The organism is Nonomuraea sp. NPDC054003, from assembly GCF_055585125.1.
In genome coordinates, this window is the sequence record NZ_JBVJKR010000002.1 from 324,386 (window position 1) to 343,161 (window position 18,776).

The following is an 18,776-nucleotide window of genomic DNA, read 5'->3' on the forward strand; positions in this document are numbered from 1 at the left end:
GAGTGACCGACATGAGGGTGGTCCTCGCCGGTGGCGGGACGGCCGGGCACATCGAGCCGGCGCTCGCCCTGGCCGACGCGCTGCGCCGCCTCGACGCGAGCATCGGCGTCACCTGCGTGGGCACCGAGCGGGGGCTGGAGACCCGTCTCGTCCCGGCCAGGGGCTACGAGCTGGAGCTGGTGCCGGCCGTGCCGCTGCCCAGGGCGCTCACGCCGCAGCTGCTGACCGTCCCCGGCCGCCTCGCCGGGGCGGTCAACGCGGTCGCCGCCGTCCTCGACCGGACGCGGGCCGACATCCTGGTCGGTTTCGGCGGCTACGTCGCCACCCCCGCCTACCTCGCCGCCAAGCGGCGCGGCCTGCCGATCGTGGTCCACGAGGCCAACCCGAAGCCCGGCCTGGCCAACCGGCTCGGCGCCAAGCTCACCGACCACGTCTTCACCGGCTTCCCCGACGCCTCGATCGCCAAGGCCGAATACATCGGCACCCCGCTGCGCCGCCAGATCGTCGAGCTCGACCGGCTGTCCATGGGCGACAGGGCCCGCTCCTGGTTCGGGCTGCAGACCGACCGGCCGACGCTGCTGGTGTTCGGCGGCTCCCAGGGCGCCAGGTCGATCAACGACGCCGCGCTGGCGGCCGCGCCCGCCCTGCGCGCCGCGGGCGTGCAGGTGCTGCACGTGGTCGGCGCCAAGAACACCGTCGAGCACGAGCCGCCGCCCGGCGACCCTCAGTACGTCCTGCTGCCGTACCTCGACCGGATGGACCTCGCCTACGCGGCCGCCGACATGGCGCTGTGCCGCAGCGGCGCGCTCACCTGCGCCGAGCTCACCGCCGTCGGCCTGCCCGCCGCGTACGTGCCGCTGCCGCACGGCAACGGCGAGCAGCGGATGAACGCCGAGCGCGTCACGGCGGGCGCGGGCGGCATGCTGGTGGACGACGCCGAACTGTCATCTGATTGGATCATTGATCACGTGCTGCCCCTTCTCCACGACCCCGAACGGGTCGCCGTCATGTCAGAGGCGGCCTCGGCGCTGGGCATGAAGGACGCGGACGTCACGCTCGCCAGGAAAGTGTTGGAGATAGTCCGATGAGTCTCGTCAAGCTGGTCGATCCCGTCGCCGCGGAAGAACTGGGCAGGGTCCACTTCATCGGCATCGGCGGTGCGGGCATGTCCGGCATCGCGCGCATCCTTCTCAAGCGCGGCGTGCGCGTGTCCGGGAGCGACGCCCGCAGCGGCGAGCTGGTCACCGAGCTGCGCGAGCTGGGCGCCACCGTGCACATCGGCCACGCCGCCTCGCACATCAAGGACGTCGACACGGTGGTCGTGTCCACCGCCATCCGCGACTCCAACCCCGAGCTGGGCGAGGCGCTCAAGCAGCGGCTGCGGGTCATCCCGCGGGCCGCCGCGCTCGCCGCCGTGATGTCCGGCCGCACCGGCGTGGCGATCGCCGGCACCCACGGCAAGACCACCACCACCTCGATGCTCACCGTCGCCCTGCAGAAGTGCGGCGCCGACCCGTCCTACTGCGTGGGCGGCCAGCTCGTCACGACGGGCCTGGGCGCCGACGAGGGCTCGGGCCAGGTGTTCGTGGCCGAGGCCGACGAGAGCGACGGCTCGTTCCTCATGCTGGCCCCGGAGATCGCCGTGGTCACCAACGTGGAGGCCGACCATCTCGACAACTACGGCGACCCGCGCGCCGTCCACGACAGCTTCGCGCGGTTCGTCGACCGGGTCGGCGAGCTCCTCGTGGTCTGCGCCGACGACCCGGGCGCGGCCGAGGTGGCCGAGGTGGCCCGCCGCCGCGGCAAGCGCGTGGTGACGTACGGGACCGCCGCCGACTACCGGATCTCCGGGGTCAGGCCCGACGGGTTCGGCACCGTCTTCACCGTCGAGGGGCCGGGCGCGAGCAAGGGCGAGGTGCGGCTGGCCGTCCCCGGGGCGCACAACGCGCTCAACGCCACCGCGGTGATCGCCGTGGCCGACGAGCTGGGCCTGCCGTTCGAGGAGATCAGAGACGGGCTGGCGGCCTTCACCGGGGCCAAGCGGCGCTTCGAGGCCAAGGGCGAGGCCGGCGGGGTCGTGGTGTTCGACAGCTACGCCCATCACCCGACCGAGCTGGCCGCCGACCTCAGAGCGGCGCGCGACGTGGTCGCCTCCTACTCCGGCGACGGCCGGGTCATCGCGATCTTCCAGCCGCACCTCTACTCGCGCACCCGGTTCTTCGCCGACGAGTTCGGCACCGCGCTCGGGCTGGCCGACGAGGCGATCGTGCTGGACGTGTACGGCGCCCGCGAGGATCCCGAGCCGGGCGTGTCCGGGGCCCTGGTGGCCGGTCTGGTCCCGCTGCCCGCCGAGCGGGTGGCGTACGTGCCGGACCGGTCGGCGGTGGCCGACTTCGTCGCGGGCCGCGCCAGGCCGGGCGACCTCGTGCTCACCATGGGCGCCGGAGACGTCACCGAGCTGGGGCCGCGGATCGTCGCGGCCCTGTCGCGCTGAGCCGGGGGCGCGGTGACCGCTCGCAAGGTCTTCCTGGTCCTGCTCACCGCCGGCGTGGTGGGCACGGCGGCGTGGCTGGTGTTCTTCTCGCCGGTGCTCGGAGTCCGGACGGTGGAGATCGTGGGAAATGTCACACTAGCGCCCGATGTGGTGAGGAAAGCCGCGGCGGTGCCCGATCTGCACCCGCTCGCCACCGTCGATCTGGCGCAGGTCGAGGACCGGGTCCGCGGCATCCGTCAGGTCGCCTCCGCGAAGGTCGACCGCGTCTGGCCCGCCACGCTCCGCATAGAGGTGGTCGAGCGGGAGCCGGTCGCGCAGATCCCGGCCGGAGACAAGATCGCCGTCATCGACAAGACCGGGGCGGTCATCGAGTTGCGCGACGTGGCGCCGCCCATGCTGCCGGTGCTGAAGGTGGCCAGTCCGGCCGTCGGCGACCCCGCCACCATGGCGGCGCTGGACGTGGTGCGCGGCCTGCCGGCGAGCATCTCGGGGCGGGTTCGCCAGGTCAGCGCCACGACGGGGGAGGACGTCACCCTGGGCCTGTCCGACGGGCGCACCGTCGTCTGGGGCGGCACCGACCGGCCCGAGGCCAAGGCGCGCATCCTGCGGAGCCTGTTGAAGCGCAGGGCCGAGGTGTACGACGTGAGCTCTCCGGACGTGGTGACCCTCAAGTGATCCAATTCCGGATAAGACGCCGCGAAGCATCGCGCGTACCCGGGAAACACGGCGACTTCCCGTCAGGCGTGTCGCCGAGCCTGTGCCGGGCAGCAGGCGCGACGTGAGAGCCTGTAGATCGGGTAGAGCGGCAGGGAGTACCCGACCAGGCAAGACGTCAGAGCGAAACGGACAGCCCGCGACACGCCGGACGTGCTTGCGGCGCGGTTAGTTGACCCGCCCGGAGCGTAACTCCTACTGTCCGTATCAATCCTCAGGTTGACATAAATCTAAATCTCAACTTGAGGTTGAGAGTTACCCGAACTGACAAGACGCGGAGACAATCCGCACCGAAATGGCAAGTCAACGAGCGGAAAGGCCCCTCGTCGTGGCAGCACCGCAGAACTACCTCGCGGTCATCAAGGTCGTCGGCATCGGCGGCGGCGGAGTCAACGCCGTCAACCGGATGATCGAAGAGGGACTCAAGGGCGTCGAGTTCATCGCGATAAACACCGACGCCCAGGCGCTGCTGATGAGTGACGCCGACGTCAAACTGGACGTGGGCCGCGAGCTCACGCGCGGCCTCGGCGCGGGGGCCAACCCCGACGTGGGGCGCAAGGCGGCCGAAGACCACCGCGAGGAGATCGAGGAGGTCCTCAAGGGGGCCGACATGGTCTTCGTCACGGCGGGTGAGGGCGGCGGCACCGGCACGGGCGGCGCCCCCGTCGTGGCCAACATCGCGCGCTCCCTGGGCGCCCTGACCATAGGCGTGGTCACCCGGCCGTTCAGCTTCGAGGGCCGCCGCCGGGCCATGCAGGCCGAGGCCGGCATCGAGACGCTGCGCGACGAGGTCGACACCCTCATCGTGATCCCCAACGACCGGCTGCTGTCGATCTCCGACCGGCAGGTCAGCGTCCTCGACGCGTTCAAGGCCGCCGACCAGGTGCTGCTCTCCGGTGTGCAGGGCATCACCGACCTGATCACCACGCCCGGTCTGATCAACCTCGACTTCGCCGACGTGAAGTCCGTCATGTCCGGCGCCGGCTCGGCGCTCATGGGCATCGGCCACGCGCGCGGCGACGACCGCTCGGTGGCCGCCGCCGAGATGGCCGTCTCCAGCCCGCTGCTGGAGGCCAGCATCGACGGCGCCCACGGCGTGCTGCTGTCGATCGCGGGCGGCTCCGACCTCGGCCTGTTCGAGATCAACGAGGCGGCGCAGCTCGTGTCCATGGCGGCCGCGCCCGACGCCAACATCATCTTCGGCACGGTCATCGACGACGCGCTGGGCGACGAGGTGCGGGTCACCGTGATCGCCGCCGGGTTCGACGACGTGCCGCAGAACGACAAGCAGGCGCCGCGCCCGCAGACCCGCCCCGCCACCGCCGCGAGCGGCACCGGCGCCGCCTCCAGCGTGCCGCCGTCCGGGCTGCGCTCCAGCGCGCCGACGCCGCCCAAGCCGGAGCCCGCGCGCCCCGAGGCGCGCTCCGACTTCAGGCCGGAGCCCCGTACGGACTTCCGCCAGGAGCCGCGCTCCGACTTCCGCCAGGAGTCGCGTCCCGAGCCCCGTCCCGAGCCGCGCTCCGACTTCAGGCCGGAGCCCCGCACGGACTTCCGCCAGGAACCCCGTACGGAACCACGCACCGAGCCGCGCCCGGAGCCCCGCCCCGAGCCGGTGCGTCCGGCGGAGAGCGTCCAGGACCCCGCCCCGGCCTCCTCCGCCGACGAGACGCCGGCTGACGGGCCTTCCGGTCCGGTGTCGATCCCGCGCCCCGCTCCGGAGCCTGCCAATCCGCCCACGCCCATCACCTCCCGCATGTCGGAGCCCGGCAAACGTCGTCCGGTGGTCTTCGAGGAGCAGGAGGAGGAACTCGACGTCCCCGACTTCCTCAAGTAACCGTTCCACCCGGCCGCCGCTCCCTCCGCTTCCGCACCCGTGACGCGGTACGGGAGCGGCGCCGCCATGTCAGGCCCCGTTCGCGGGGCTGCCGGTGGAAGGCGGGGCGCCGGGGCGTCCCGGGGGTCCTCCCCTCAGGCGGGTGCGTGGTGTGCGGGGGAGAATGGGCTGACAGGAAGGAGAGGCGTGCGGAAGGAAGAGATCGCCTCGCGCGTGGCCGAGGTGGACGAGCGGATCGCCGAGGCGTGCCGGGCGGCGGGGCGGGACCGGGACGAGGTGACGCTGATCGCCGTGACCAAGACGTACCCGGCCGACGACGTGCGGATCCTGGCCGGGCTGGGCCTGCGCGACGTGGGCGAGAACCGCGACCAGGAGGCCGCGCCGAAGGCGCGCGAGTGCGCCGACCTGCCGCTGACCTGGCACTTCGTCGGTCAGTTGCAGACGAACAAGGTCCGCTCGGTGGTGGGGTACGCCGACGTGATCCACTCGGTGGACCGGCCCCGGCTGGCGAGGGCGATCAGCGGGGAGGCCGTCAAGCGGGGCAGGGAGGTCTGCTGCCTGGTGCAGGTGGCGCTCGACGACGACCCGGGGCGCGGCGGCGCCGTTCTGGCCGACGTGCCGGCGCTGGCCGACCTGATCGCCGGCGCTCCCGGTCTGCGGCTCGGCGGGGTCATGGCGGTGGCGCCGCTGGGCGAGGATCCGGCCAAGGCGTTCGCGAGGCTGCGTGATGTCGCGGTGGCCGTACAGGAGAGGCACCCACGTGCCACGATGATTTCCGCGGGGATGAGCGACGATCTGACGGAGGCCATCGCCCACGGCGCGACACACGTGCGGGTCGGTACGGCGTTGCTCGGCCGTCGGAAGCTCTTCGTCAGGTAATGTCCCCTCAAGTGGGTCTTCAGGCCCATGATCCGGTAGAGGTCGATCAGCGGTGAGCTCCAAGGGGGTACGGCTACCGCCTCGGACCCGGCGACAGGCCCGAGCGAGTGCGACCATGAGCAGGAGGACGACTTAGCGATGGCCGGCGCGATGCGCAAGATGGCGGTCTACCTCGGTCTCGTGGAGGACGACCGCTACGAGAGGTACGAGACCTACCCCGACGACTACCCGTACGAGGACGACGTCCAGCGCGCGGGCGAGGACCGGCCTGTCACGGTCCAGGACCGGGAGGAGGACACCGATCCGTCCGTTCCCGCCCCCAGGCCGGCCACCACTGTCCTTGAGCGCCGTACCACCGACCTGGCCCGGATCACCACCCTGCATCCCCGCACGTACAATGAAGCCCGAACCATCGGCGAGCACTTCCGTGACGGCACCCCCGTCATCATGAACCTGACTGAGATGGTCGACAGCGACGCAAAACGGCTCGTCGATTTCGCGGCAGGTCTGGTCTTTGGCCTACATGGAAGCATTGAACGTGTTACCAACAAGGTGTTCCTGTTGTCCCCTGCCAATGTCGAGGTGACCGCCGAGGACAAGGCTCGAATCGCGGAACGCGGGTTCTTCAACCAGAGTTAGAGTGCTCTGTATGTCAATCGGACTCAACCGGGTCTCGCCGAGACCGGGGGAGTACATCAGAAGTGGAGGCGCGGCCGGACCGTGGGGATAGTCAGCCAGATCTTGGTCGTAGTCCTGTCTCTCTACCTGGTGCTTCTCATCGGCAGGATGATCTTCGAGACGGTGCAGGCGTTCGCCCGCTCGTGGCGGCCCACCGGGGTCGTGCTCGTGCTGGCGGAGGTCACGTACACCGCGACCGACCCGCCTCTCAAGTTCCTCCGCCGTTTCATTCCCCCACTGCGGTTGGGTACGGTGGCCTTTGACCTAAGCTTCACAGTCCTCTTCATCGTCGTGTTGATCTTGATCAACGTCGTAGGATCGTTCGGTCCGTGACGAGGTCTGCAGGGCACCCGGTCATGATCCAACTCGTGTCCGCGCTGAAGTGATTCGGGTGACCGTCCCTCCGGACAGACTCCAAGCGCGCCAAGGAGACCAAAATGCCGCTTACGCCCGCTGATGTGCGGAACAAGCAGTTCAGTACCACCCGGCTCCGACCGGGCTACGACGAGGAAGAGGTCGACGCCTTCCTCGACGAAGTCGAGGCTGAGCTTGACCGCTTGATCCAAGAGAACGAAGAGCTGCGTGCCAAGCTTTCCGAGTGCATGCGCGGCAAAGTGCCTGGTGGCATGAACATGCCCATGGCCTCCGCGCCCGTGCAGGAGCAGCCCAAGCCTGAGATGATGGCGCCGCCCCAGCCGGAGCCCATGCGCGCGCCGGAGCCGCCGCAGCATCAGCAGCCGCAGCCGGTCCCGGTGGGCATGAACATGCCGCCCGCCGAAGACAACATGGACACCGCCGCCCGCGTGCTCGCCCTCGCCCAGCAGACGGCCGACCAGGCGATCGCCGACGCCCGCCGGGAGGCGGACGAGACCGTGACCCGCGCCCGCCGCGAGGCCGACGAGATCCTCACCAAGGCCCGCCGCCAGGCCGAGCAGGTCATCGGCGACGCCCGCGCCCGCGCCGAGACGCTCGAGCGCGACGCCCAGGAGCGGCACCGCCAGGCGATGGGCTCCCTCGTCCAGACCCGCGACGAGCTCGAGCGCAAGGTCGAGGAGCTGCGCAGCTTCGAGCGCGAGTACCGCAGCCGCCTCAAGCTCTACCTGGAGAACCAGCTCGCCGAGCTGAACGTCTCAGCGGAGGGCAGCGGCGGGTTCCCGGTCATGTCGGGCGGTCCCTCCGGCGCGCCGGCCATGTCGCACGCCGTGCCCCAGGGCGGTCAGCAGCCTCTGCCCGGCAACCCCAACCCGTTCGGCGGCGAGGCCCCGCAGGGCGCCTTCCCCGGCAGCGACGGTCCCCACAACGAGCGCCGGTAAGGTGTAGCGGGTCACACCAAGGACCCGTCACTCGAAAGAGCCCCTAGTGATCCTTATCAGTGCTGGTTTGGTGCTCGCGGCAGTGATTCTGCTGATCGCGGGCTTCGTACTGGCAAAGCCGTTCCTGATCATGTGGTCCATCGTGGTCAGCGTGCTGTCCGCGCTGTTCCTCGTGATCGGAGCGCTGCTGCGGCGTCACGAGCTGTTTCCCGGTGGTGGGCAGGCCGCGATGCCGGCCACCCCTCCTCCGCCGGCAGGGCTCGTGCCTCCCGGCGTCCCGCCGTACGCCCAGACCGGCCCCATGGGCGCGCCGCCGTCCCGTCCGCAGCCCTACCCGCGGACGGCGACCGTGCCGTCGCCCGCGCCCGGCGTCCCCACGCCGCACCGGCCCGCGGCCGGGGGGATCTCCCCCGACGCGATCGTGCTGGTGATCCCCGGGCGCAAGCGGTACCACGTCCGAGGCTGCCGCCAGCTGGCCGGGCGGGATCACGAGGAGCTCACCTACGAGGAGGCTCGCGAAGAGGGCTTCACGCCCTGCACCGCCTGCCTGCCCGACGCCGCGCTCGGCGGGCGGCAACTGCCCCCAGCCGACGACTCGGCGCCCGCGGTCCCCGCTGAGAGCCTCGCCGACCCCTCCGAGCCGACCCGCGACCTCCGGCCGCCGGTGCTTCCGCCGGAGCCCGCCACCCCCGCTCAGGAGTCCGCCGCCTCGCCCGCCGAAGCGGGCTGGTTCGGCCGCACCACCGAGGACGCGCCGCCGCCCGCGGGCAAGGGCGAGCCGTCCGCCGCCGCCGCGCCGGAGCCCGAGGGTTCCCGTCCCGGCGCCCCCACCGCCGAGCAGACCCGCCCCGTCCAGCAGCGCGGCCGCTCGTCCGGAGGTCGTCCTTCCGGTCCGTCCGCGGAGAGCCGCTCGTCCGGAGGTCGTCCTTCTGGCCCGTCTGCGGAGAGCCGCTCGTTCGAAGGTCGTCCTTCCGGTCCGTCTGCGGAGAGCCGCTCGTTCGAAGGTCGTCTTTCCAGTCCCTCCGCGGAGAGCCGCCCGTCCAGGCAGGACCGTCCGCCGGCGGAGCGCGACGACCCGGAGCCCGGGAGCGGTTCCCGGTCCCCGCACGAGCCGGGTCGTCCGGCGTCGGAATCCGGCTCCTCGCCGCAAGGGCCCGGTCGTGGTGCCCAGAGTGCGGGCCGGTCGTCCCAGGAGCAGGGCAAGCGTCCGTACGCGGCTTCCGCGCGGGCGGACGAGCCGGACTCCGGGCCTGACACCCGCCCGCAACCCCGCGTGACCGCCGCCGGCACGCCAGTGCCTCCCGCGCCCGCGTCGGGCTCCCGTGAGGGCTCGGGTGACCGGCCCGCACAGGGGAAGCCCTCCGGTACGGGGGATCCCGCCACGGGCGGCACCCCGTCGGCGAGAGGGGACCAGGCCACGCCCCGTGAGGAGAAGTCCGGGAGCGGTGGCTCTGTGAAGGGTGATCGGGCTGCGTCTCCTAAGTCCGGGAGCGGTGCCTCGTCTGTGACCGGTGCCGGCCGGGATGATCGGGCCGAGTCTCGGGAGAAGAAGCCTGCTGCCTCGGCTGTGGGTGGTTCCGCCAAGGGTGATCGGGGGGCGTCTCGGGACGACGCGGGTGAGAAGGGCGTGTCACGTGAGAAGGGCGGAGGCGACTCGTCCGTAGCGGGTTCCTCCGAGGGGGAGTCGGCTTCCGCGACGGAGAAGACTGTCAGGACGCGTTCCCTGTTCGAGCCCGCGTCCCCGGCTGGGGCGCAGCGGCCGCCGTCGTCGGCCGAGTCCGCCAAGGCTCAGGGGCCGTTGCCCAAGGGCGCTGCTTCTCGTGACACCCGTCCGTCCGAAGACAAGGCGGAGAACGGCAGGACCGCGCCAGGTGACAGTTCGGACGTCGACGATGCGCGCGACCAAGAGCCTGCCGAGGCGGCGAACGGTGACAGTGGGGCCAAGGGGTCCGGCATGGTCAAGGTCATCGTCGGCACCCGCCGCTACCACAGCACCGCCTGCCCGCTGATCAAGGGGGCGGGTGACTCGGGTGTGGAGACCATGACCCGCAACCAGGCGGAGGCCGCGGGTCTGACCCCCTGCTCCGTCTGCCAGCACGCTCACGAGACCGTCAGCTGACTGTAGGTCATCCCCGCGACAACGGTCCGGACCGCTCCGACGGGGTGCCCCGGAGTGAGTCGGGGCGTTGTCCGCGCAGTGCCCGTGTCGGGGGAGTCCGGACGGCGCGGCGCTGTGCGGGCCTTGAACTGGCAGAGCCGATCCTGCGGGACCGGTCGGCTGGGGGTGATCTGCGGGACAGGTTGGCTCCGGGGTGATCCTGCGGGATCGGTCGGGGGTGATCTGGAACCGACTGCTCAGGGGTGATCCTGCTGGACTGGTCGGCTTGGGGGGTGATCCTGCGGGACTGGTCGGCTGGGGGGTGATCCTGCGGGACTGGTTGGCTCGGGGATGATCCTGCGGGACTGGTTGGCTCGGGGGGGATCCTGCGGGACTCGTCGGGTCAGGGGATGATCTTGCGGGTGCGGAGGTCAGTGAGGATGTCGAGGAACATCTTCTCCGTGTCGACGAACTCGTGGAAGCCGAAGCGGCGGGCCTTGGAGCCGTCGGCGATCACGTCGTAGTCCCAGGAGAAGACGGCGTCGCCGAACGCCCACGACGACACCTCCTCGTAGGAGTGCGGTTCGAGCCCGTACTTCCCGGTCATCTCACGCCAGAGCGGCTCCTTGTCCGCCATGACCACCTGGAGTGACATGGGCAGCGGATCGGCCACCTCCAGGTCGAAGAAGCGGGCGATCTTCGGCCACATCTCGTTCCAGCGGAAGAGGTCGCCGTTGTTGATGTTGAACGCCTGGTTGGCGCAGCGCGGGTCCGTCGCCGCCCAGACGGTGGCCTTGGCCAGCAGGCCGGCGTCGGTCATCTCCAGCAGCTTGTCGTAGGCGCCCGGGCGACCGGGGAAGCGCAGGGGCAGGCCGAGTTCCTTGGAGACGGCCGCGTAGACGGCGATCACCATGGCCAGGTTCATCGGGTTGCCCAGGGCGAATCCGCACACGACCGACGGGCGGAGCGCGCTCCACGTCCAGCCCGCCCCTCGCTGCCGCCTCTCCAGGAACGCCTGCTGGTCGACGTTGAACTCCGGCGGCATGTGGCCCGGGTCGGACTCGCGGGCCGGGGTCTTGAAGGGACCCAGGTGCGCCCCGTACACCTTGTAGCCCTGCATGAGGCTGACATGGGTCAGACCGGGCGCCACCGGCTCGATCGCGTCGACCACGTTGACCAGCATCGCCAGGTTGGGCGGCACGAGTTCGGCCCACGTCGGGCGGTCCTGGTAGGCGGCGTAGAAGACGTGGGTCACCTCGGTGAGCCCGCTGAGCTTCTTGGCGGTGTCGTCCCGGTCGAGCAGGTCGACGGAGACCTGGCGGACCCGGCCGGTGGTCTCGCCACCGCGACGCGAGAGCCCGATCACCTCCCAGTCGCCGAGGGCGTCGAGATGCTCGACCAGGTTGCGGCCGATCACCCCTTGGGCGCCGACGACGAGGGCGACCTTCCGCTGGACGCTGTTCATCTTTTCTCCTCTTCATGATGGTGTCGCCGCCCTTGGCGGCCTTTCGGAGCAGCGGCCCCAGGCCGTGCTCGCGCTGGGTGTGAGCCGGCCGCCGCGTCGGTGCCGTCATGGGCCCATTCCGCCTGTCCGGTACAAGTCTGGGGCGAGTGTCCTCTATAGGGCCAACTCATAGTTTCTATCGTCCTGATAAGTTCTGTGCATGATCAGCTTGCGGCAGCTCGAATACCTGGTCACGGTCGTGGACGAAGGGTCCTTCACGCGCGCCGCCGAGCTCCTGCACGTCACGCAGCCCGCCCTGTCCCACCAGGTGCAGGCGCTGGAGCGGGCGATCGGGGCCGCGCTGCTCGAAAGGTCGCCGCGCGGCGTCACCCTCACCCCGGCCGGGCGGGCCATGCTGCCCCACGCGCGGGCCGCGCTGGCCGACGCGGCCGGTGCGGTGTCCGCGGTGCGCCGGGCCGCCGGGCTCAGCGCGGGTGAGCTGCGGCTGGCGGCCGTCTACTCGGTCAGCCTGGGCGTCCTGCCCGCCGCGCTGCGGGTCTGGAGCCGCCGCCATCCGGGCGTCGACGTGCGGCTGTTCGAGCACCGGCACGCCGACGAGCTCGCCCAGGCGATGGCCGGCGGGCAGGCCGACCTGGCCATCGGCCCCCGCCCGCACGGCTGGGCCGGGCCGGTGCACACCCTCGGCGAGGAGGAGTTCGTCATCGCCGTCTCGCGGGACGACCCGCTGGCCGGCCGGCAGGCGGCCGAGGCCCGCCTGGAGGAGTTGCGGGAGCGGCGCTGGGTCCACTACGCGCCCGGCAACGGCCTCGCCGACATCCTCGACCGCGCCTGCGCCGCGGCGGGTTTCCAGCCGAAGATCGCCGTCAGGGCCGAGCAGACGGCGTCCGCGCCGATCCTGGCCGCCGCGGGGCTCGGGCCCGCGCTGATCCCCGCCAATGTGGTGCCGGCCGGCTACGACGGCCACACGCTCAAGCCGGTGCCCCGGGTGACCCGCGAGCTCACCGCCTACACCCGCGCCGCTCCCGACGCCCTCTGCGCCGCCTTTCTCGATCTGCTGCTCGACACCACGCGCGAGCGGCTGGCCCGCCCCTGGTAGCGGACGCGACCAGGGTGAAAGGGCGCCAGGATGGGTCGATGAGGATCACCAAGTACGGTCACGCCTGCGTACGGCTGGAGAAGGGCTCCCGGGCCCTGGTCATCGACCCGGGGGTGATGACGCCCGAGCCCGAGGCGCTGGAGGGCGCCGAGGCGGTGCTGATCACGCACGAGCACTTCGACCATTTCGCCCCCGAGCGGCTGCGTGAGCGTCCCGACCTGCCCGTGTACACCTGTCCGGGGGTGGCGCGGCACCTGACGGAGCTCGGGGACCGGGTGCGGGTGGTCAAGGACGGCGACGTGCTGGACGTGGCCGGGTTCCGGGTGGCGGTCCTGGGGGAGAAGCACCACGTCAGCCATCCCGACGTGCCGCCGGTCGACAACGTGGGGTTCCTGGTGGACGGGGAGGTGTTGCACCCGGGCGACGCGCTGACCGTCGTGGAGGTGCCGACGCTGCTGGTGCCGGGCCAGGCGCCGTGGATGACGGTGCCCGACCTGATCCGCTACCTGCGGGCGGTACGGCCGCGGCGCGCGTACGCGATCCACGACGGGCTGCTCAACGAGTGGGGCCTCAAGGTCCTCGACGGCGTGCTCGCCGGCGAGGGGGAGCGGGCCGCCGCCGAGTTCCGGCGGCTGCCCGTCGGCGGCTCCGCCGAGATATGACGGGCCCGGCGGGGAAGGACGCCTTCCCCGCCGGACTGGGTCCTGCACCGTCAGGCGCGGCGGAGCCGGAAGGTGAGGCCGAGATCGGCGTCGGTGTGTTCCGGGAGGCCCGGCTCGTCGCCTTCCGTGACCGACGTGGCCAGCACCTCGTCGGCGACGACCTGGGCGCCCGCGCGCAGCGCCTCGGCCAGGTCGGGGTCGGACGAGCGCCACCAGAGGGAGATCCGGTCGGTGATCGACAGGCCCGTCGCCTTGCGGGCCTCCTGCACCAGGCGGATCACCTCGCGCAGCAGCCCGGCCCGGCGCAGCTCGTCGGTCAGCTCCAGGTCGAGCGCCACCGTCTCGCCGGTGCCGGTGTCGAACGCGCCGGTCTCCACCGCCCAGCCGGAGCGCGGCTGCTCGGTGACGATCACCTCGTCCGGGCCGAGCGTCACCTCGCCCAGCTCGCCCGCCGCCAGCGTCACCGTCGCGCCGGAGCGGAGCGTGCGCGCCACCGACGCGGCGTCGGCGGCGCCGACCGCGGCGGCCACCAGCTTGGTCTGCGACCCGAACCGCTTGCCCAGCGCCCGGAAGTTCGGCTTGACCGTGTAGGAGACCAGGTCGGCGCTGAAGCCCGACATGTCCTCCAGCGCCTGGACGTTCAGCTCGTCCGCGACCAGGCCGCGCAGCTCGCCCGGCAGCGCCGGCCAGCCGTGCGCCCCCACCAGGGCGCGGCGCAGCGGCTGGCGGGTCTTCACGCCGGAGGAGGCGCGGGCCGAGCGGCCCAGCTCCACCAGCCGCCGCACCAGCGCCATCTGCTCCGAAAGCGCCGGGTTCAGCAGCTCCTCGCGCACCGCCGGCCAGGAGGTCAGGTGGACCGAGGACGGCTGGTCCTCGGCGCGCAGGACGTCCCACAGGTAGTCGGTGACGAACGGCGTGAGCGGCGACATCAGCCGGGTCACCGTCTCCAGGCACTCGTACAGGGTGGCGAAGGCCTCCCGCGACCCCTGCCAGAACCGGCGGCGCGAGCGGCGCACGTACCAGTTGGACAGGTCGTCCAGGAAGTCGGCCAGCCTGCGCCCGGCCCGCTGCGTGTCGTACACGTCGAGTGCGGCCGTCACCTCGGCGACCGTGCGGTGCAGCTCGGCCAGCGCCCACCGGTCGAGCAGCGGCCGCTCGGCCGCGGGCGGCGCCGAGGCCAGATCGGCCGGCGACCACTCCTCGGCGTTGGCGTAGAGCGTGAAGAAGGAGGCGGTGTTCCAGTAGGTCAGCAGGACCTTGCGGACGATCTCCTCCAGCGCGCCGTGCCCCACCCGGCGGGCCGACCACGGCGAGCCCGCACAGGCCATGAACCAGCGCAGCGCGTCGGCGCCGTGCTGGTCCATCAGCGGCATCGGCTCCAGCACGTTGCCCAGGTGCTTGCTCATCTTGCGGCCGTCCTCGGCCAGGATGAGCCCGAGGCAGAGCACGTTCTCGTACGAGGACTGCCCGAACACGAGCGTGCCCACGGCCATCAGCGAGTAGAACCACCCGCGCGTCTGGTCGGTCGCCTCGCAGATGAACTGCGCCGGGTAGACGCCCTCGGGCTTGCCCGCCTCGCCCCACTGGGCGAACGGCATCGAGCCCGAGTCGTACCAGGCGTCGATCACGTCGGGCACCCGGCGCGCCTCGGCCGAGCAGGACGGGCAGGGGAAGGTCACGTCGTCGACGAACGGCCGGTGCGGGTCGAGCGACGAGAGGTTCCGGCCCGCCAGCTCGCCCAGCTCCGCCAGCGAGCCGACGCAGGTCACGTGGGACTCGTCGGCCGAGCAGACCCAGAGCGGCAGCGGCGTGCCCCAGTAGCGGGAGCGCGACAGCGACCAGTCGACGTTGTTGCGCAGCCACTCGCCGTAGCGGCCCCACTTGATCGTGTCGGGGAACCAGTTGGTCTTGGAGTTCTCCTCCAGCATCTGGTCCTTGACCGCGGTGGTGCGGATGTACCACGACGGCAGCGCGTAGTAGAGCAGCGGCGTGTGGCAGCGCCAGCAGTGGGGGTAGCTGTGGTCGAAGTGGCCGCCGCGGAACAGCAGCCCGCGCTCGCGCAGGTCGTCGGTGAGCCGCTCGTCGGCGTCCTTGAAGAACACCCCGCCCACCATGGGCACGTCGTCCAGGAAGCGACCGTCGGGGCCGATCGGGTTGACCACCGGCATCGCGTACTTCTTGGTCACCGCCAGGTCGTCGGCGCCGAACGCGGGCGCCTGGTGGACCAGGCCGGTGCCGTCCTCGACGGTCACGTAGTCGCCGAGCACCACGTAGTGGGCGCCGGGGATGTCGACCAGCTCGAACGGGCGCTCGTACGGGGTGCGCTCCAGCTCGCGGCCGGTGAAGCGGGCCACCTCGGTGACGTCGTCGCCCAGCACCGCGGCCAGCAGCGGCTCGGCCACCACCAGCACCTCGCCGTCGCCGGTGCGGGCGGCGACGTAGGTCACGTCGGGGTGGACCGCCACGGCCGTGTTGGACACCAGCGTCCACGGCGTGGTCGTCCAGATGAGCAGCTTGGCGCCCAGCTCGGCCAGCGGCCCTGAGGTGACCGGCATCCGCACGAACACCGACGGGCTGGTCACGGTCTCGTAGCCGCCCGGCTGGCCCAGCTCGTGGTCGGACAGGCCGGTGCCGCAGCGCGGGCAGTAGGGCGTGATCCGGAAGTCGCGGAACAGCAGCCCCTTGTCGAAGATGACCTTCAGCGACCACCAGACGGCCTCGACGTAGTCGGGGTCCATCGTCCGGTAGGCGGTCGACAGGTCGATCCAGTAGCCCATCCGCTCGGTGAGCTGCTCGAACGCGTCGACGTGCCGCAGCACGGACTCGCGGCAGCGGGCGTTGAACTCGGCGATGCCGTAGGACTCGATGTCACGCTTGCCGGAGAGGCCGAGCTCCTTCTCCACGCCGACCTCGACCGGCAGGCCGTGGCAGTCCCAGCCGGCCTTGCGCGGCACGCTGAAGCCGCGCATCGACTTGTAGCGGGGGAAGATGTCCTTGAAGACGCGGGCCTCGACGTGGTGGACGCCGGGCAGGCCGTTGGCGGTGGGCGGGCCCTCGTAGAACACCCACGCGGGGTTGCCCTCGTTCTGCTGGACGGAGCGCTCGAAGATCTTCCCATCGCGCCAGCGGTCCAGGACCTCACGCTCAAGCGCGGGCAGGTCGACCTGCGCGGGAAGGGAGCGGAACGGTGGCGAAGACATGTCGGGCGGGACCTCCACGCGTCTCTGATCTGCAGACAGGTTGCGTGAAGGGACGAGGCCGACGGGCCCCGCGGTACCACCCTTCTTGGCCTCACGCTCGGTGAGACCCTCTTCTTTCTGGCTGCTGCCGGGTCTAGTGAGCTCGATCGAGCCGTTCTTCCGGCGGCTCCGGGGTGATGCCCCTCGCGAGAGGGCCCCATCAACGCCTTGCAGGTTCACACCATAACGCAGAGCGGAGACGGAAGCTTCCGGGTTTCGAGGCTGCGCACCAGGCAAGGGGGAGAAGTCCTGGAAGTGACAAATTTGTGGGAATGGAGTCGCCTGGGCAGGAGTTAGAAGGGCGAGGCGGGATAGTACGGGAGGGGTAATCCGTCCGGCGGGTCGTTTGCCGTTCCGTTATGAGGAACCTAGGCTGCCCGCACCAATCACGGCCTTGACCAGCCCGAGATCGGCATCGCCCAACAGCATGGAGGCAACCATGGCGGCAGTCACGCAGACCGCGACCCCGTCGATGTGGTCGGACGAGGAGCTGGCCGAGGTACGCGGCAGCCTGCGAACCGAGATAGACGAGCTGAACGCGGACATCCTGCGCCACGAGAGCGAGATCGCGTCCGGAGACGTCACCCAGGGCGCCGGCGACGATACGGCGGACGCCGGCGCCAAGACGTATGAGCGGGAACGCGAGATCGCCCTTACCCTGAATGCACGCGACCTGGTCGCGCAGAACGAACGTGCGATCGCCAGGATCGACGCAGGGACCTATGGAGTGTGCGAATCGTGCCACAAGCCGATCGGCAAGGAACGCCTTCAGGCGTTCCCGAGGGCGACGCTGTGCGTGACGTGCAAGCAGAGGGAGGAACGCCGGTAGCGGCGGGCGGACGGCGGGGCCGGGTCCTCGCCGTCCTCACCTCACTCGCGGCCGTCATCTACGTGGCCGACCTCGTCACCAAGACCGTGGTGCTGGAGGCGCTGGAGGGGGAGCCGCCGCTGGTGGTGATCCCCGGCGTCCTCCAGTTCAGGGTGATCTTCAACTCCGGAGCCGCCTTCAGCATCGGCACCGGGATGACGTTCATCTTCACCCTGATCGCCGCCGGTGTGGTCGCCGCCATCATCCGCACCGCGCGCAAGCTGGTGAGCATGCCGTGGGCGATCACACTGGGGCTGCTGCTCGGCGGGGCGCTCGGCAACCTCACCGACCGGCTGCTGCGCTACCCGTCCGGCTTCGGCCGGCCGACCCAGCTGCAGGGGCACGTGGTCGACTTCGTCGAGGTGCTGCCGGGCAACTTCCCGGTCATCGACTACTTCCCGGTGTTCAACGTGGCCGACTCGGCCATCGTGTGCGGCGGCATCCTGGCGGTGATCCTGGCCTGGCGCGGCTACCAGATCGACGGAACGAGGGAGGGCAAGAGTGGCCGAGCAGCGTAGCCTGCCCGTGCCCGACGGGCTGGAGGGAGAGCGGCTCGACGCCGCGCTCTCCCGGCTGTTCGGATTCTCGCGCACCCGCGCGGCCGAGCTGATCGCCGCCGGGGAGGTGATGGTCGACGGCAGGCAACCGGCCAAGTCCGACCGCGTGCGCGGCGGATCCTGGCTGGACGTGACGCTCCCGCCGCCGGTCGTCACGCCGATGCCGGTCGCCGAGCCGGTGCCCGGCATGCGGGTGGTCTACGAGGACGACGACATCATCGTGGTCAACAAGCCCATCGGGGTGGCCGCCCACCCGACCGTGGGCTGGACCGGCCCCACCGTGATCGGCGGGCTGCTCGGCGCCGGCCACACGATCGCCACCAGCGGCGCCGCCGAGCGGCAGGGCATCGTGCACCGGCTCGACGCCAACACCACGGGCGCGATGGCCGTCGCCAAGAGCGAGCACGCCTACTCCCACCTCAAGCGCGCCTTCAAGGAGCGCACCGTCGACAAGCGCTACCACGCGCTGGTGCAGGGCCACCCCGACCCGTTCAGGGGCACGGTCGACGCCCCCATCGACCGCCACCCGTCGGGCGACGGCAGGTTCGCGGTGGTCGCGGGCGGCAAGCCGTCCGTCACCCACTACGACACCATCGAGGCGTTCCGGGCGGCGTCGCTGCTCGACATCAACCTGGAGACCGGCCGGACCCACCAGATCAGGGTCCACATGTCCGCGCTGCGTCACCCGTGCGTGGGCGACATGCTGTACGGCGCCGACCCGACGCTCGCCGCCCGGCTGGGCATCACCCGCCAGTGGCTGCACGCGGTCTCGCTCGCCTTCGAGCACCCGTCGACGGGGGAGTGGATGTCGTTCGGCACCGACTATCCCGAGGACCTGCAGAAGGCGCTGGACCTGGTACGCGCCGAGTCCTGACCGAC

The 18,776-nt window shown here is 71.3% G+C and carries 16 protein-coding genes; 14 read left to right on the forward strand and 2 right to left on the reverse strand.

All coding sequences use genetic code 11. From position 1 onward, the window contains the following. The first annotated feature begins 11 nt into the window (after positions 1 to 11). The 9 genes from murG (at position 12) to ACZ6YG_RS05740 (ending at position 10,031) form a co-directional block, all read left to right on the forward strand. Positions 12 to 1,088, forward strand: a complete 1,077-nt coding sequence (murG, locus tag ACZ6YG_RS05700) for an undecaprenyldiphospho-muramoylpentapeptide beta-N-acetylglucosaminyltransferase (protein ID WP_466017313.1) — start codon at positions 12 to 14, stop codon at positions 1,086 to 1,088. Continuing rightward, positions 1,085 to 2,494 (forward strand): UDP-N-acetylmuramate--L-alanine ligase, encoded by a 1,410-nt coding sequence (gene murC / locus ACZ6YG_RS05705; RefSeq protein WP_148032674.1) that lies wholly within the window; start codon positions 1,085 to 1,087, stop codon positions 2,492 to 2,494. Before murG ends, murC begins: the two co-directional genes overlap by 4 nt. A 12-nt stretch (positions 2,495 to 2,506) precedes the next feature. Further along, on the forward strand, positions 2,507 to 3,169 hold the full coding sequence (locus tag ACZ6YG_RS05710) for a cell division protein FtsQ/DivIB (RefSeq protein WP_466017314.1): 663 nt from the start codon (positions 2,507 to 2,509) through the stop codon (positions 3,167 to 3,169). A 367-nt stretch (positions 3,170 to 3,536) separates the two neighbouring features. Next, positions 3,537 to 5,042 (forward strand): cell division protein FtsZ, encoded by a 1,506-nt coding sequence (gene ftsZ, locus ACZ6YG_RS05715; RefSeq protein WP_466017315.1) that lies wholly within the window; start codon positions 3,537 to 3,539, stop codon positions 5,040 to 5,042. A 186-nt stretch (positions 5,043 to 5,228) separates the two neighbouring features. After that, on the forward strand, positions 5,229 to 5,921 hold the full coding sequence (locus tag ACZ6YG_RS05720) for a YggS family pyridoxal phosphate-dependent enzyme (RefSeq protein ID WP_261808669.1): 693 nt from the start codon (positions 5,229 to 5,231) through the stop codon (positions 5,919 to 5,921). 138 nt (positions 5,922 to 6,059) lie between these two features. Next, a complete protein-coding gene (locus ACZ6YG_RS05725; RefSeq protein ID WP_148032670.1) occupies positions 6,060 to 6,560 on the forward strand; it encodes a cell division protein SepF in 501 nt (166 codons plus the stop codon). A gap of 81 nt (positions 6,561 to 6,641) precedes the next feature. Continuing rightward, positions 6,642 to 6,932, forward strand: a complete 291-nt coding sequence (locus ACZ6YG_RS05730; protein WP_148032669.1) for a YggT family protein — start codon at positions 6,642 to 6,644, stop codon at positions 6,930 to 6,932. 104 nt (positions 6,933 to 7,036) lie between these two features. Continuing rightward, positions 7,037 to 7,912 carry a DivIVA domain-containing protein gene (locus ACZ6YG_RS05735; protein ID WP_148032668.1) on the forward strand — a complete coding sequence of 292 codons (876 nt, stop codon included), beginning with the start codon at positions 7,037 to 7,039 and terminating at the stop codon, positions 7,910 to 7,912. Positions 7,913 to 7,994: 82 nt separating this feature from the next. Further along, on the forward strand, positions 7,995 to 10,031 hold the full coding sequence (locus tag ACZ6YG_RS05740; protein WP_466017316.1) for a hypothetical protein: 2,037 nt from the start codon (positions 7,995 to 7,997) through the stop codon (positions 10,029 to 10,031). A gap of 382 nt (positions 10,032 to 10,413) precedes the next feature. On the opposite strand, the gene ACZ6YG_RS05745 is transcribed toward ACZ6YG_RS05740, so the two are convergent. Next, a complete protein-coding gene (locus ACZ6YG_RS05745; protein WP_148034741.1) occupies positions 10,414 to 11,475 on the reverse strand; it encodes an SDR family oxidoreductase in 1,062 nt (353 codons plus the stop codon). Positions 11,476 to 11,674: 199 nt separating this feature from the next. Here ACZ6YG_RS05745 and ACZ6YG_RS05750 point away from each other — a divergent pair, with 199 nt between their 5' ends. Then, positions 11,675 to 12,571: a LysR family transcriptional regulator gene (locus ACZ6YG_RS05750; RefSeq protein ID WP_466017317.1), complete on the forward strand. Its 897-nt coding sequence runs from the start codon at positions 11,675 to 11,677 to the stop codon at positions 12,569 to 12,571. Between the two features lie 38 nt (positions 12,572 to 12,609). Beyond that, positions 12,610 to 13,233 carry an MBL fold metallo-hydrolase gene (locus tag ACZ6YG_RS05755; RefSeq protein ID WP_466017318.1) on the forward strand — a complete coding sequence of 208 codons (624 nt, stop codon included), beginning with the start codon at positions 12,610 to 12,612 and terminating at the stop codon, positions 13,231 to 13,233. A gap of 50 nt (positions 13,234 to 13,283) precedes the next feature. Here the strand turns inward: ACZ6YG_RS05755 and ileS are convergent, their stop codons facing one another. Next, the gene (gene ileS / locus ACZ6YG_RS05760) at positions 13,284 to 16,433 is read right to left on the reverse strand and encodes an isoleucine--tRNA ligase (protein WP_466017319.1); all 3,150 of its coding nucleotides are present in this window, start codon (positions 16,431 to 16,433) and stop codon (positions 13,284 to 13,286) included. Positions 16,434 to 16,899: 466 nt separating this feature from the next. Between ileS and ACZ6YG_RS05765 the strand changes: the two genes are divergently transcribed. From ACZ6YG_RS05765 to ACZ6YG_RS05775, 3 genes are read left to right on the forward strand one after another with little or no spacing between them, the layout of a single operon-like run. Next, positions 16,900 to 17,301, forward strand: coding sequence for a TraR/DksA family transcriptional regulator (locus ACZ6YG_RS05765; RefSeq protein WP_148032663.1), 402 nt, complete (start codon positions 16,900 to 16,902; stop codon positions 17,299 to 17,301). Then, positions 17,274 to 17,858 carry a signal peptidase II gene (locus tag ACZ6YG_RS05770; protein ID WP_396990194.1) on the forward strand — a complete coding sequence of 195 codons (585 nt, stop codon included), beginning with the start codon at positions 17,274 to 17,276 and terminating at the stop codon, positions 17,856 to 17,858. The genes ACZ6YG_RS05765 and ACZ6YG_RS05770 overlap by 28 nt, the downstream gene beginning before the upstream one ends. Further along, positions 17,842 to 18,771, forward strand: a complete 930-nt coding sequence (locus ACZ6YG_RS05775) for an RluA family pseudouridine synthase (RefSeq protein ID WP_148032661.1) — start codon at positions 17,842 to 17,844, stop codon at positions 18,769 to 18,771. Before ACZ6YG_RS05770 ends, ACZ6YG_RS05775 begins: the two co-directional genes overlap by 17 nt. The last annotated feature ends 5 nt before the right edge of the window (positions 18,772 to 18,776 follow it).

What these genes read in the sequence shown, in the direction of transcription:
- murG (WP_466017313.1), top strand. Translation starts at nt 12, where the DNA reads ATGAGGGTGGTCCTCGCCGGTGGCGGGACGGCCGGGCACATCGAGCCG.
- murC (WP_148032674.1), top strand. Translation starts at nt 1,085, where the DNA reads ATGAGTCTCGTCAAGCTGGTCGATCCCGTCGCCGCGGAAGAACTGGGC.
- ACZ6YG_RS05725 (WP_148032670.1), top strand. Translation starts at nt 6,060, where the DNA reads ATGGCCGGCGCGATGCGCAAGATGGCGGTCTACCTCGGTCTCGTGGAG.
- ACZ6YG_RS05735 (WP_148032668.1), top strand. Translation starts at nt 7,037, where the DNA reads ATGCCGCTTACGCCCGCTGATGTGCGGAACAAGCAGTTCAGTACCACC.
- ACZ6YG_RS05745 (WP_148034741.1), bottom strand. Translation starts at nt 11,475, where the DNA reads ATGAACAGCGTCCAGCGGAAGGTCGCCCTCGTCGTCGGCGCCCAAGGG.
- ACZ6YG_RS05750 (WP_466017317.1), top strand. Translation starts at nt 11,675, where the DNA reads ATGATCAGCTTGCGGCAGCTCGAATACCTGGTCACGGTCGTGGACGAA.
- ACZ6YG_RS05755 (WP_466017318.1), top strand. Translation starts at nt 12,610, where the DNA reads ATGAGGATCACCAAGTACGGTCACGCCTGCGTACGGCTGGAGAAGGGC.
- ileS (WP_466017319.1), bottom strand. Translation starts at nt 16,433, where the DNA reads ATGTCTTCGCCACCGTTCCGCTCCCTTCCCGCGCAGGTCGACCTGCCC.
- ACZ6YG_RS05765 (WP_148032663.1), top strand. Translation starts at nt 16,900, where the DNA reads ATGGAGGCAACCATGGCGGCAGTCACGCAGACCGCGACCCCGTCGATG.